Genomic DNA, 11845 nt, shown 5'->3' with positions numbered 1-11845 from the left:
CGTGTCAGGCCGCGGAAGCCGAAACCTGTGCCGAGGTCTGGCCGAAACGACGCTCGCGGCCCTGGAACGCGGCGATGGCCTCGTCCAGTGCGGCTTCGTCGAACTCGGGCCACAGCTTGTCGCTGAAGAACAGCTCGGCGTAGGCACTCTGCCAAAGCAGGAAATTCGACAGCCGTTGCTCCCCGCCCGTGCGGATGAACAGGTCGGGGTCGGGCACGTGGGCCAGCGCCATGGCGCGATCGAGGTTCATCTCGGTCATGGGCAGACCCTGCTCGGCGAGCTTGGCCGCGGCGCGGGCGATGTCCCAGCGCCCGCCGTAGTTGAAGCAGATGTTGAAAATCAGACGCGTGTTGTGAGCCGTGGTCTGCTCGGCCGACACCAGGCCAGCCACCATTTTGTCGGACAGGCCGGCGCGTTCGCCCACAAAATGCAGCCGCACACCGTCGGCGTTGAGGCGTGGCACTTCGCGCGCCAGCGCCCCGACCATCAGCTGCATCAGCCCGGAGACCTCTTCAGGAGGACGGTTCCAGTTCTCCGAGGAGAACGCGAACACGGTGAGCACGCCCACGCCGCGGTCGACGCAGGCCTTGACACAGCGCCGCAGCGACTCCACGCCCTGCTTGTGCCCCGCCACGCGAGGCAGGAAGCGCTTGGTGGCCCACCGGCCGTTGCCATCCATGACGATGGCAACGTGGTGCGGAGGGGTCGTCGTCTGCGGCGAGGAGGCCATGCGAAGCCTCAAACGGCCATGATCTCCGCTTCTTTCGCGGCGACCAGACGGTCGATTTCCGCGATGTGCTTGTCGGTGACCTTCTGGATGTCGCCTTCGGCGCGCTTCTGGTCGTCTTCCGAAGCCAGCTTGTCCTTCACGAGCTTCTTGACCGCTTCGTTCGCGTCACGGCGCAGGTTGCGCGTGGCGATCTTGGCGCTCTCGCCTTCGTTGCGGACCAGCTTGGTCATTTCCTTGCGGCGCTCTTCGCTCATGGCGGGCAGCGGCACGCGGATCAGGTCGCCCATCGAGGCCGGGTTCAGGCCCAGGTCGCTTTCGCGGATGGCCTTCTCGATCTTGGCGCCCATGCCCTTTTCCCAGGGCTGGACGCTGATGGTGCGCGAATCGAGCACCGACACGTTGGCCACCTGGCTCAACGGCACCTGCGAGCCGTAGTACTCGACATGGATCGAGTCGAGCAGCGCCGAATTGGCGCGGCCCGTGCGGATCTTGGTGAGGTTGTTCTGGAAGGCGGCGAGCGACTGATTCATCTTCGCGTCGGTCGCACTGCGAATGTCTGCAATGGTCATCTCATTTACTCCTAGGCATGCACCAGCGTGCCCTCGTCCTCGCCCATCACGACGCGCTTGAGGGCGCCGTTCTTGAGGATCGAGAACACCTTGATCGGCAGCTTCTGGTCGCGGCACAGCGCGAAGGCCGTGGCGTCCATGATGCCGAGGTTCTTGGCGATCGCCTCGTCGAAACTCAACGTGGCGTAGCGGGTTGCATGGGGGTCGATTTTCGGATCGGCCGTGTACACGCCGTCCACCTTGGTCGCCTTGAGCACCAGCTCGGCGCCGATTTCGGCACCGCGCAGCGCGGCGGCCGTGTCCGTCGTGAAGAAGGGGTTGCCGGTACCGGCAGCGAACACCACGACCTTGCCCTCTTCGAGGTACTGCAGGGCCTTGGGGCGCACGTAGGGCTCGACCACCTGCTCGATGGCGATGGCGGACATCACGCGGGCCACGAGGCCCTGCTTGTCCATCGCGTCGGCGAGGGCCAGCGAGTTCATCACTGTGGCCAGCATGCCCATGTAGTCGGCCGTGGCGCGGTCCATGCCGACGGAGCCTCCCGCGACACCGCGGAAGATGTTGCCGCCGCCGATCACGACCGCCACCTGGACGCCCATGTTCACGACTTCTGCCACCTCTTCGACCATGCGCACGATGGTGGCGCGGTTGATGCCGAAGGCGTCGTCGCCCATCAGTGCCTCACCCGACAGCTTCAACAAGATTCGCTTGTGGGCTGGGCGGGCATCAGACATGGGCATTTTCCTTAGAGGGTTGGCGGGGGCGAGTGTAAAACGTGGCGGTGAAAAAGCGGCGGCACGCTGTCGCGCACCGCCGCTTGCAGGACAGCCGGATCAGGCGGCAGCCTTGGCAGCAGCGACCTGGGCAGCGACTTCGGCAGCGAAGTCGTCGACCTTCTTTTCGATGCCTTCGCCGACCACGTACAGGGTGAAGCCCTTGATCGTGGTGTTGGCGGCCTTGAGCATCTGCTCGACGGTCTGCTTGTCGTTCTTCACGAACGGCTGGTTGTGCAGCGAGACTTCCTTGAGGTACTTCTGCACGCCGCCTTCGATGCGCTTGGCAACGATGTCGGCCGGCTGCGGCTTCTTGCCCTCTGCTTCGGCGACCTTGCGGTCTTCTTCAGCCTTGCCAGCGGCCACGGCACGCTCTTTTTCGATCAGCTCGGCAGGCACGTCCGAGGCCTGGATGGCGACCGGCTTCATGGCGGCGATGTGCATCGCGACGTCCTTGGCCGACGTGTCGTCGCCCTCGAACTCGACCATCACGCCGATGCGCGTGCCATGCAGATACGACGCCAGCTTGCCGTTGCCCGTGAAGTGCTTGAAGCGGCGGAAGCTCATGTTCTCGCCGATCTTGCCGATCAGGCCCTTGCGCACGTCTTCGAGCGTGGGGCCGAAACCGTCTTGCTCATAGGCCAGCGCACCCAGCGCAGCGATGTCTGCGGGGTTGTTCTTGGCAACCAGCATCGCGGCAGCGTTGGCCAAAGCCAGGAAGCTGTCGTTCTTGGTGACGAAGTCGGTTTCGCAGTTGATTTCGATCATGCCGCCGGCAGCGCCGTCGACGAAAGCCGTGACCACGCCTTCAGCGGTGACGCGGCCCGATGCCTTGCCAGCCTTGTTGCCGAGCTTGATGCGCAGCAGCTCTTCGGCCTTTTCCATGTTGCCGTCGGCCTCCGTCAGGGCCTTCTTGCATTCCATCATGGGCGCATCGGTCTTCGCGCGCAGTTCGCCGACCATGCTTGCGGTGATTGCAGCCATTTGTGTATCTCCGTAAATCCAAAAATCAGGTTAAAAAAAAGGGGCACCAAAGCCCCTTCTTCAGGCTCGCGAGAGCACCAATCAGGCCGAAGCGCCTTCTTCGACTTCGACGAATTCGTCGCCATTGCCTTCGGCAACGGCCTTGACCACGTCACCACCGGCGCTGTTGCGGCCTTCGATGATGGCATCGGCGATGCCGCGGGCGTACAGCGTGACAGCCTTCGACGAGTCGTCGTTGCCGGGGATCACGTAGTCGATGCCTTCAGGCGAGTGATTGGAGTCAACCACGCCGATCAGCGGGATGCCGAGCTTCTTGGCCTCGGCCACGGCGATCTTGTGGAAGCCCACGTCGATCACGAAGATCGCGTCCGGCAGCGCAGCCATGTCCTGGATGCCGCCAATGTCCTTCTCGAGCTTCGCGATTTCGCGCGAGAACGTGAGCTGCTCTTTCTTGCTCAGGCTGTCGAGGCCGGCTTCTTGCTGGGCCTTCATATCCTTCAGACGCTTGATCGAGGTCTTGACGGTCTTGAAGTTGGTCAGCATGCCGCCGAGCCAGCGGGTATCGACAAAAGGCACGCCGGCGCGGCGGGCTTCTGCAGCGACGATTTCACGGGCCTGACGCTTCGTGCCGACCATCAGGATCGTGCCGCGGTTGGCCGTGAGTTGCTTGGCGTACTTCATCGCGTCCTGGAACATCGGGAGCGACTTTTCCAGGTTGATGATGTGAATCTTGTTGCGGTGACCGAAGATGAACGGAGCCATCTTGGGGTTCCAGAAGCGGGTTTGGTGACCGAAGTGGACACCGGCTTCCAGCATTTCGCGCATGGTGGTCGACATTGAATTTACTCCAAAGGTTGGGTCTAAAATCCAGCCCGTTTTGCGCCCCTTCGACGGGGTCGCAACACCTTGATTGGGCCGGTTTGCGGATGTGCTTGACTGGCGGCGACAAAACTGTCGCATAACCAGCGAAACCCAAAGAGTATAGCACGGCGGCCACGCCCTCCTCCCTCGAACCGAGCCGTTCCAAGGTACCCTCGAAGCCATGAACGACCTTCACGCCACCCGTCTCACCCTTCTGGCTGGCGGTTCCGATGCGCGCACCGAAATGGAGCGCGCCATCGCCCTCTCCGAATCCCCGGCCTGCGCCCACGTTTTCACCCGCACGATGTTCGACGAGGCCCGCGTGGCCGCCGCCGCATCGGCGCCTGAAAGCCGCCTCGCCGGGCTTGCCTTCACCAGCAAGGACCTGTTCGACGTCGCCGGCCAGCCGACGCCCGCCGGCTCGGCCGTGCTCTCGCATGCGCCGGCCGCCCCGGCCGATTCACTCGCCGTGGCGCGACTGCGCGCCGCCGGCGGCGTGCTGACCGGGCGCACCAATATGACGGAGTTCGCCTTTTCCGGCGTCGGCGTCAATCCGCACCACGGCACACCGGCCAACGTGAGCGACACCGCCACGCCGCGCATTCCGGGCGGATCGTCGTCCGGCGCGGCGATTTCGGTGGCGAGCGGCGCGGCCTTCATCGGCCTGGGCTCCGACACCGGCGGCTCGATCCGCATTCCGGCCGCGCTGAACGGCATCGTCGGCTTCAAGAACACCGCCCGCCTCACACCGGCCGACGGCGCCCTGCCGCTGTCGACCACGCTCGACACCGTCTGCGCCATGACCCGGTCGGTGCGCGATGCCATCACCGCGCACGAAATCCTCTCGGCGCAGCAGGTGACGCCCGGCTCGGCACCACTGTCGGCCTACCGGCTGGCCGTCGTGAAGAACGTCTTCCTCGACGACCTCGCGCCCGCCGTGGCCACAGCCTTTGAGCGCACCCTCGCCACCCTGCGCGCCACCGGCGCCCATGTCCAGGACATCGTGCTGCCCGAACTGGTCGACCTGCAGTCCATCAATGCCACCGGCGGTTTCTCGGCGGCCGAGTCGTACGCATGGCACCGGCTCTTGCTGGAGCGCAGCGGCGCCGGCTACGACCCGCGCGTGGCGCAGCGCATCCTGCGCGGCGCCGGCATGAAGGCACACGAGTACATCGACCTGGTCCGCGCCCGCCGCGACTGGATCGCCCGCGTCGAGAAGGCGCTGGCGCCGTTCGACGCCGTGCTGTCGCCGACCGTGCCGATCACGGCGCCGTCCATCGCCAGCGTGGCACCGGGCGCCGAGCGCGACGACGAGTTCTTCCGCGTCAACGCCCTGCTGCTGCGCAACCCGTTGATCGTCAACATGCTCGACGGCTGCGCCATCTCGCTACCCTGCCACGTCGCCGGCGAACTGCCGGTCGGCCTGATGCTGTGGCACAGCGCAATGCACGACGACGCCGTGCTCGCGGTGGCGCTCCAGGCCGAACGCGCGCTACAGAAATAACAGCTGCCAACGCCCGCCTCACGGGCGTCAGCCGCCTCTTTTATCTAGAACATTTCAATGAAAATCGCGATCGTGGGCGCCGGCATCGTCGGCGTCACCACCGCCTGGGAACTGGTTTCCGACGGCCATGAAGTGACCGTGTTCGAGCGCCGCGGCGCCGCCGCCGAAGAGGCCAGCTTCGCCAACGCCGGCGTGGTCGCGCCGGGTTATGTCACACCGTGGGCCGCACCGGGCATGCGCGGCAAGGTGCTGCGCTCGCTGCTGTCTTCGCACGGCGCCATCAAGCTGCGCTGGCCGCTGAGTTCGCGCGACCTCGGCTGGATGTCGCGCTGGCAGAAGGCCTGCAAGCTTGAAACCTACCTGGCCAACCGCGCCCGCATGCAACGGCTGGCCTTCTACAGCCGCACCCGGCTGCACGCGGTGACCGAAGCACGCGAGCTGAGCTACGAACGCAGCGACGGCTACCTGGTGCTGCTGCGCTCCAAGCGCGAGAAAAAACTGATTCAGCCCGGCCTGGAAGTGCTGCGCTCGGCCGGCAGCGTGTTCCGCGAGATCGACGCCGACGAGGCCCGCCTGATCGAGCCCGCGCTCAACCCCGACACCCCGCTGGCAGGCGCGATCCACCTGCCCGAAGACGAAGTCGCGAACTGCCGCCAGTTCGCGCTGCTGCTCAAGTGGGAAGCCGAGGCGCTGGGCGCACAGTTTCATTTCAATTGCGACATCGCTCCGCTCAGCCGCGCGGCGCCCACTTCGCTGACGCTCGCCAGCGGCTCGGACGCATTGCAATTCGATGCCATCGTGGTGTGCGCCGGCCTGTCGTCTGCCACGCTGCTGCGTCCGCTGGGACTGCGCATTCCGTTGGCGCCGGTCTACGGCCACTCGGTCAGCGCCCCGGTGCGCGAGCCGCTCAACGCGCCGCGCAGCGCGGTGATGGATGAACGCTACAAGGTCGCGATCTCCCGCCTGGGCCAGCGCGTGCGCGTGGCCGGCAGTGCCGAGATCGGCGGCTCGCCGGACACCATGAGCCCGACCGCGATCCAGACGCTCTACAAGGTGCTGCACGACTGGTTTCCGGGCGCAGCCACGCTGCAGTCGGGCATCCAGCAATGGAAAGGCGCGCGACCGATGCTGCCCGACGGCCCACCGGTACTGGGCGCCAGCGGCATTCCCGGCGTGTGGCTCAACCTGGGCCACGGTTCGAGCGGCTGGGCGCTGTCGTGCGGCAGCGCACGCGTGCTCGGCGACCTGATCGGGGGGCAAGACCCCGGCATCGACCTCGAAGGCCTGGGGATCGAACGGCTCAGTCTTTAGGGCTCCAGCGGCGCAGTTGCTCGGGGGTGGCCGGTTTTTCCGCCGGCAGTTCGGGCCGGGGCGCCCAGCGTTGGGCGATCAACCCCAGGACAGCTGGCGCAATCAGTCCGAAGAACACCAGCACCACCAAGTCCACGCCCAGCATCAGCCACTGCGTGCCGGACCCCGTTTCGACCGGCACGTCGAGCCACCGGATGACGCCGATGCCATAGCCCACGCCCAGCGCCCAGGCGACGTCGCGCAGCGGCACCCGGCGCAACACCTCGGCCAACAGGAACAGCCCCCACACCACGACCAGCAGGCCGACCGCCCAGGCCGCGCCGGCCGTCATCGCCACGGCCGTACCGATGAACCCGGCCAGGCACGCCAGCAGCAGAACCAGCAACCAGCCGAAGGTCTTGAGCGTCATCGGTCGATGATAGGAGGCGCGGCGTCGGCGGCACAATGGCTTGATGCATCGCATCACGTCCGCCAGCGCCGCCGACCTGTTCGACATCGCCGCCACGCGCCGCATCGAGCAGGCAGCCGCCTCCGCCTTGCCCCCTCACACGCTGATGCAGCGTGCAGGCCTCGCCGCGGCGCGGCTCGCGATGGCACTCGCGCCGCACGCGCGAACGATCTGGATCGCGTGCGGACCGGGGAACAACGGCGGCGACGGCTTCGAAGCTGCGGCGCAGTTGCGGCGCCGGGGCTTCTTTCCGGTCGTCACCTTCGTGGGGGATGAAGCCCGGCTGCCGCCGGGTGCCAAGTCGTCGCTGCAGCGTGCACGCGATGCGGGCGTCACCTTCGCTTCGGAGCCGCCATCGAGCTTCGACTTGGCGGTGGATGCACTGCTCGGTATCGGATCGACCCGCCCGCCCTCGGGCACGATGGCCGAATGGATCGCGCGGATGCACGAGGGCACGCAACCAGTGCTGAGTCTCGATGTGCCCTCGGGCCTTGATGCCGACACTGGCACGTTGGCTCCTGGCGCCAATCACCCATCGCGATCGGTTCGCGCCACCCTCACCCTCCTCACACTGAAGCCCGGCTTGTTCACGGCTCAGGGCCGCGACGCGGCCGGCACGGTGTGGTTCGATGACCTTGGCTACGGCGCTTTCGCCCAGGAGCGACCGACAGCCCGCCTCGCAGGCACGCCCGATATCCAGCCGCGCACCCACGCCTCGCACAAAGGCAGCTACGGCGACGTCGCAGTGATCGGCGGCGCCTCGGGCATGGCGGGGGCCGCGCTGCTGGCCGGCTCGGCCGCCCTCCATGCAGGCGCAGGACGCGTGTTCGTCGGATTGCTCGATCCCCGCGCAGCGCCAGTCGACACTTCGCAGCCTGAGTTGATGCTGCGCGACGCCCACGCACTGGACCTCGCCGGCATGACGGTCGTGTGCGGCTGCGGTGGCGGCGATGCCGTGCACGAACTGCTGCCGCGCGTGCTGTCGACGGCAGCTGCGCTGGTGCTCGACGCCGACGCGCTCAACGCCATCGCCGCCGCCCCCTCACTTCAGACGCAATTGATCGCGCGAGGCCAGACCGGCGCACCCACCGTGCTCACGCCGCATCCATTGGAAGCCGCCCGCCTGCTCGGCGACACGACGAGTGGCGTGCAAGCCAACCGCCTCGCCGCGGCCCGTGCACTGGCGTCGCGCTTCGGCGCCGTGACAGTGCTCAAGGGTTCTGGAACAGTGATTGCCGCTGGGGGCGACGAGCCGCCGGTCATCAACCCGACCGGCAATGCCCGCCTTGCCACGGCAGGCACCGGCGATGTGCTCGCCGGCATGATCGGCGCGGCGCTCGCGATGCGCCGCCCCGCGTTCGAGGCGGCGTGCGAAGCCGTCTGGCAGCACGGCCGCATCGCCGACCTGTGGCCGGCCGACGCAGCCCCGCTCACGGCTGGCTCGCTGGCCCGCCGCGCGCCCGACTGAGCGCAGGTCTCAGCCGCGCCCGACGAAGGGCATCTTCGTCGCCATGATGGTGTGAAAGAGCACGTTGGCTTCCAGCGGCAGGTTCGCCATGTAGAGCACCGACTGGCCGACGATCTTGACGTCGATCAGCGGCTCGATCGCGAGCTCGCCGTTGGCCTGCGGCACGCCGGTGGCCATGCGCGCGGCCAGCTCGGTCATGGCATTGCCCACGTCCACCTGTCCCACCGCGATGTCGTACTTGCGGCCGTCGAGCGACGCGGTCTTGGTCAGGCCTTCGACCGCGTGCTTGGTCGAGGTGTAGGCCGCGGAATTCGGCCGCGGCGTCGTCGCCGAGATCGACCCGTTGTTGATGATGCGACCGCCCCGCGGCGTCTGCGCCTTCATCGTCCGGAAGGCCTGCTGGATGCAGAAGAACATGCCGGTGAGGTTGATGTCGACCACGCCCTTCCACTGCTCGGGCGTCCAGTCCTCGAACGGTCCCGGCGGGTTGCCCACGCCGGCGTTGTTGAACAGCAGGTCGACGCGCCCGAAGCGCTCGACCGTGGCACCGAACAGCGCCTGCACTGACTCGGCATTGGCCACGTCGGTGGGCACCGCGAAGGCGCGCGCACCAGCGCCCGACTCTTCCGCCACCTGCTCCAGCGGCTCGAGGCGACGCCCCGCAAGGGCCACGCTCCAGCCGTCAGCCAGCAAGGCCAGCGCGGCCGCGCGACCGATGCCCGACCCCGCGCCCGTGACGATCGCGATGCGGCCCTTGTTGTTTTCCACGCTCATGCTTCATGTCTCCTTTTCAGCTGGTCCATACACACGGTAAACACGTAGTGTGCACGGCGCATCTCATCCACGGCGGGGCTTGCGCCCCTTGCCCTGCATCTTGTTGGCGGCTTTCTTCACCGCCGACTTGAAGGCCTGCATGGCCGATTGCGGGCCGGCAGGTGCCACGGCAGCGCCGCCACCGTGCTCCGAGCGTGACTCGCCACCGGCCTCCGCCTTGTGGCGGGCGCTTCGCTTGGCCGACGCCTTCACCGGTGCGCTGCCCTTGTCCTTCATCGCACGCGAGGTCAGGTCTTCGCCTTCGCGCACAAGGCGGAAGTCGATCTTGCGGCCATCGAGGTCGACGCGGCTCACCTGCACCCGCACCCGCGTACCGATGGCATAGCGGATGCCGGTGCGCTCGCCGCGCAGCTCCTGGCGCATCTCGTCGAACTTGAAGTATTCGCCGCCGAGCTCGGTGATGTGCACCAGCCCCTCGACGTACATCGCATCGAGCGTGACGAAGATGCCGAAGGTGGTGGCTGCGGTGACCACGCCGCCATACTCCTCGCCGAGGTGCTCGCGCATGTACTTGCACTTGAGCCAGGCCTCGACGTCGCGGCTGGCCTCGTCGGCGCGGCGCTCGTTGGCGCTGCAATGCAGGCCCGCAGCTTCCCATGCCAGCACTTCCTTGGTCGGTGCGATCGTGGCTTTTTGCGGCTTGGTCGTTGGCGCCTTCACGCGCGAAGCCAGGCGCTTGGCCAGCTTGGCATGCGCCTCGCCCGGCGTCGGCAGCATCGGCAGCTGGTAGCGCGTCTTGCCGAGGATCGCCTTGATCACACGGTGCACCAGCAGGTCGGGGTAGCGGCGAATCGGGCTCGTGAAGTGCGTGTAGGCCTCATAGGCCAGGCCGAAGTGGCCGCTGTTGAACGGCGTGTAGATCGCCTGCTGCATCGAGCGCAGCAGCATGGTGTGGATCTGCTGCGAGTCAGGACGCTCCTTGGTGGCTTCGGCGATCGCCTGGAACTCACCGGGACGCGGATCGTCGGTGATGCTCAAGCCCACGCCCATGGCCTTCAGGTAGCCGCGCAGGATTTCTTTTTTCTCGGGCGTCGGGCCTTCGTGCACGCGGAACAGGCCCGGGTGCTTGCCTTCGGCGATGAAGTCGGCGCTGCAGACGTTGGCGGCCAGCATCGCCTCTTCGATGATCTTGTGCGCCTCGTTGCGCGTGCGCGGCACGATCTTCTCGATGCGGCCGGCGTCGTCGCAAATGATCTGCGTCTCGGTGGTTTCGAAGTCGACCGCGCCGCGCTTGCCGCGCTGCTTGAGCAGGGCCCTATAGACGTCGGCGAGGTTCAGCAGGTCCTTGACGCGCTCCTTGCGCTTGGCTGCTTCGGGGCCACGCGTGTTGCCGAGGATGGCCGCGACTTCGGTGTACGTGAAGCGCGCATGGCTGAACATCACGGCCGGGTAGAACTGGTAGGCGTAGATCTCGCCGTCGGCCGCGACCAGCATGTCGCACACCATGCACAGACGCTCGACCTCGGGGTTGAGCGAGCACAGGCCGTTCGACAGCTTCTCGGGCAGCATCGGAATCACGCGGCGCGGGAAGTAGACGCTGGTGGCGCGGTCGTACGCATCGATGTCGATGGCCGAACCGGTCTGCACATAGGCGCTCACGTCGGCGATGGCCACCAGCAGTCGCCAACCCTTGCCACGGCCCACCTTGGCGGGCTCGCAATACACGGCGTCATCGAAGTCACGGGCGTCTTCGCCGTCGATGGTGACGAGCGGCACGTCGGTGAGGTCGATGCGGCCCTTCTTGTCGGCGGGGCGCACCTTCTCGGGCAGAGCCTTGGCCTGCGCCAGGCACTCCGCAGAAAACTCATGCGGCACGCCGTACTTGCGCACGGCGATCTCGATTTCCATGCCGGGGTCGTCGATTTCGCCCAGCACTTCTCTCACGCGGCCCACGGGCTGACCGAACAAGGCCGGCGGCTCGGTGAGCTGAACGACCACGACCTGACCGACCTTTGCAGGGCCGGTGGCGCCCTTCGGAATCAGAACATCCTGGCCGTAGCGCTTGTCTTCTGGTGCAACGAGCCAGATCCCGCCTTCGTGCAGCAAGCGGCCGATGATCGGCTGCTCGGGTCGCTCGACGATCTCGACCACGCGCCCCTCAGGGCGGCCGCGACGGTCCTGTCGCACGATGCGCGCCTTGACGCGATCCTTGTGCAGCACCGCGCGCATCTCGTTCGGCGGGAGGTAGATGTCTGCCTCGCCGTCGTCGCGCTGCACGAAGCCGTGCCCGTCGCGATGTCCTTGAACAGTTCCTTCGATTTCATCCAACAAGCTGCTGGAAGTGACATTATTTTTGATATGATCTCCTTCTTTCCTGAAATTCAAAACGTGGCTGCTTCTGCAGTCATGTGGGCCCAGATGGC

Annotated in this window: 11 protein-coding genes; 3 read left to right on the top strand and 8 right to left on the bottom strand. The window is 66.6% G+C overall.

Features of this window, described 5'->3' with window-relative positions:
• Positions 1-4 precede the first annotated feature (4 nt).
• The 5 genes from uppS to rpsB all read right to left on the bottom strand — a co-directional run bounded on the left by uppS (position 5) and on the right by rpsB (position 3893).
• The gene (uppS, locus tag AC3WQM_RS11660) at positions 5-730 is read right to left on the bottom strand and encodes a polyprenyl diphosphate synthase (protein ID WP_492678821.1); all 726 of its coding nucleotides are present in this window, start codon (positions 728-730) and stop codon (positions 5-7) included.
• Between the two features lie 8 nt (positions 731-738).
• Positions 739-1299 carry a ribosome recycling factor gene (gene frr, locus AC3WQM_RS11655; RefSeq protein ID WP_062471609.1) on the bottom strand — a complete coding sequence of 187 codons (561 nt, stop codon included), beginning with the start codon at positions 1297-1299 and terminating at the stop codon, positions 739-741.
• An 11-nt stretch (positions 1300-1310) separates the two neighbouring features.
• Positions 1311-2033, bottom strand: a complete 723-nt coding sequence (pyrH, locus tag AC3WQM_RS11650; RefSeq protein WP_307693738.1) for a UMP kinase — start codon at positions 2031-2033, stop codon at positions 1311-1313.
• Positions 2034-2132: 99 nt separating this feature from the next.
• Positions 2133-3056 carry a translation elongation factor Ts gene (tsf, locus tag AC3WQM_RS11645; RefSeq protein WP_489056909.1) on the bottom strand — a complete coding sequence of 308 codons (924 nt, stop codon included), beginning with the start codon at positions 3054-3056 and terminating at the stop codon, positions 2133-2135.
• Positions 3057-3137: 81 nt separating this feature from the next.
• Entirely contained in the window at positions 3138-3893 is a 756-nt protein-coding gene (rpsB, locus tag AC3WQM_RS11640; protein ID WP_095745188.1) for a 30S ribosomal protein S2, read from the bottom strand.
• A 205-nt stretch (positions 3894-4098) separates the two neighbouring features.
• On the opposite strand from rpsB, the gene AC3WQM_RS11635 reads away from it, so the two are divergent.
• Positions 4099-5421: an amidase gene (locus AC3WQM_RS11635; RefSeq protein WP_492678819.1), complete on the top strand. Its 1323-nt coding sequence runs from the start codon at positions 4099-4101 to the stop codon at positions 5419-5421.
• A 57-nt stretch (positions 5422-5478) separates the two neighbouring features.
• Positions 5479-6732, top strand: a complete 1254-nt coding sequence (locus AC3WQM_RS11630; RefSeq protein WP_492678817.1) for a D-amino acid dehydrogenase — start codon at positions 5479-5481, stop codon at positions 6730-6732.
• Here the strand turns inward: AC3WQM_RS11630 and AC3WQM_RS11625 are convergent.
• Positions 6722-7141 carry a hypothetical protein gene (locus tag AC3WQM_RS11625; RefSeq protein ID WP_492678815.1) on the bottom strand — a complete coding sequence of 140 codons (420 nt, stop codon included), beginning with the start codon at positions 7139-7141 and terminating at the stop codon, positions 6722-6724. The genes AC3WQM_RS11630 and AC3WQM_RS11625 overlap by 11 nt on opposite strands.
• Before the next feature lie 43 nt (positions 7142-7184).
• Between AC3WQM_RS11625 and AC3WQM_RS11620 the strand changes: the two genes are divergently transcribed.
• Positions 7185-8648: an NAD(P)H-hydrate dehydratase gene (locus tag AC3WQM_RS11620; protein WP_492678813.1), complete on the top strand. Its 1464-nt coding sequence runs from the start codon at positions 7185-7187 to the stop codon at positions 8646-8648.
• A 9-nt stretch (positions 8649-8657) separates the two neighbouring features.
• Here AC3WQM_RS11620 and AC3WQM_RS11615 read toward each other — a convergent pair whose 3' ends face one another.
• Complete coding sequence (locus AC3WQM_RS11615; RefSeq protein WP_492678811.1) at positions 8658-9422, bottom strand: SDR family oxidoreductase; 765 nt, start codon at positions 9420-9422, stop codon at positions 8658-8660.
• Between the two features lie 63 nt (positions 9423-9485).
• On the bottom strand, positions 9486-11753 hold the full coding sequence (gene rnr / locus AC3WQM_RS11610; protein ID WP_489056915.1) for a ribonuclease R: 2268 nt from the start codon (positions 11751-11753) through the stop codon (positions 9486-9488).
• Positions 11754-11845: the final 92 nt, after the last annotated feature.

The organism is Variovorax sp. FW301-JW7 (assembly GCF_058788795.1).
Note: the sequence above shows the minus strand (reverse complement) of the source record. Positions and strands in the feature narration are given on the sequence as shown.

Excerpts from the sequence above, each read along its gene's own strand:
- AC3WQM_RS11635 (WP_492678819.1), top strand. The coding sequence starts at position 4,099 with ATGAACGACCTTCACGCCACCCGTCTCACCCTTCTGGCTGGCGGTTCC.
- AC3WQM_RS11620 (WP_492678813.1), top strand. The coding sequence starts at position 7,185 with ATGCATCGCATCACGTCCGCCAGCGCCGCCGACCTGTTCGACATCGCC.
- AC3WQM_RS11625 (WP_492678815.1), bottom strand. The coding sequence starts at position 7,141 with ATGACGCTCAAGACCTTCGGCTGGTTGCTGGTTCTGCTGCTGGCGTGC.
- frr (WP_062471609.1), bottom strand. The coding sequence starts at position 1,299 with ATGACCATTGCAGACATTCGCAGTGCGACCGACGCGAAGATGAATCAG.
- uppS (WP_492678821.1), bottom strand. The coding sequence starts at position 730 with ATGGCCTCCTCGCCGCAGACGACGACCCCTCCGCACCACGTTGCCATC.
- tsf (WP_489056909.1), bottom strand. The coding sequence starts at position 3,056 with ATGGCTGCAATCACCGCAAGCATGGTCGGCGAACTGCGCGCGAAGACC.
- AC3WQM_RS11615 (WP_492678811.1), bottom strand. The coding sequence starts at position 9,422 with ATGAGCGTGGAAAACAACAAGGGCCGCATCGCGATCGTCACGGGCGCG.
- rpsB (WP_095745188.1), bottom strand. The coding sequence starts at position 3,893 with ATGTCGACCACCATGCGCGAAATGCTGGAAGCCGGTGTCCACTTCGGT.
- AC3WQM_RS11630 (WP_492678817.1), top strand. The coding sequence starts at position 5,479 with ATGAAAATCGCGATCGTGGGCGCCGGCATCGTCGGCGTCACCACCGCC.
- pyrH (WP_307693738.1), bottom strand. The coding sequence starts at position 2,033 with ATGTCTGATGCCCGCCCAGCCCACAAGCGAATCTTGTTGAAGCTGTCG.